Here is a 745-nt window from a genome sequence, read left to right on the forward strand (position 1 = left end):
ACCGGTTGCGGAACTGATCAAGCTCGCGGGCGACCTCCTCGGCATCGACGTGGCGCTGATCCGCTCGGCGCTGCTCGACGTGCTGGAGACCGGCGAGGTCGTGCAGGACATCCTCGGCGACAAGGCGTGCATCTTCCTGGCCGGGCTGCACGCCGCCGAGCGGATGATCGCCGAGCGGCTGCTCCGCCGAATGAAAGGCGCACCGCCCTGGCCCGAGATCGACCTCGCCCGGGCTCTGCCCTGGGTCCAGGACAAGACCGGGAAGACGCTCTCGCCCTCGCAAGGGGAAGCCGTGCGGCGGGTGCTCGGCGCCAAACTCGCAGTGATCACCGGCGGTCCGGGCGTGGGCAAGACCTCGACGCTCGACACGATCCTGCGGATCCTGCGGGCGAAGGGCGTGCAGGTGCTGCTTGCCGCCCCGACCGGCGGGGCTGCCAAGCGCATGACCGAGCCGACCGGGCTGGAGGCCAAGACGAGCCACCGCCTGCTGGAGATCGACCCGAAGCACGGCGTCTTCTCGCGTAACGAGGACAACCCGCTCGCCTGCTACCTGCTGGCGAGCGACGAGACCTCGTGGGTCTACGTGCTGCTGATGAATGCCCTGACCACGGCGGTGCCGGAGCACGCCGCGCTGCTCCTCGTCGGCGATGTTGACCAGCTGCCCTCGGTCGGGCCCGGGCAGGTCTTGGCCGACGTCATCGCCTCGGGGGCTATCCCGGTGGCGCAGCTGACCGAGGTGTTCCGG

Annotated in this window: 1 protein-coding gene; it reads left to right on the forward strand. The window is 70.2% G+C overall.

What is annotated here, in order from left to right; translation table 11 throughout:
- Positions 1-745 (forward strand): ATP-dependent RecD-like DNA helicase (locus MKK65_RS00075; RefSeq protein ID WP_243954242.1); only part of this gene is annotated, 745 nt, incomplete at both ends.

Source organism: Methylobacterium sp. J-001 (assembly GCF_022829565.1).
GTDB lineage: Bacteria > Pseudomonadota > Alphaproteobacteria > Rhizobiales > Beijerinckiaceae > Methylobacterium.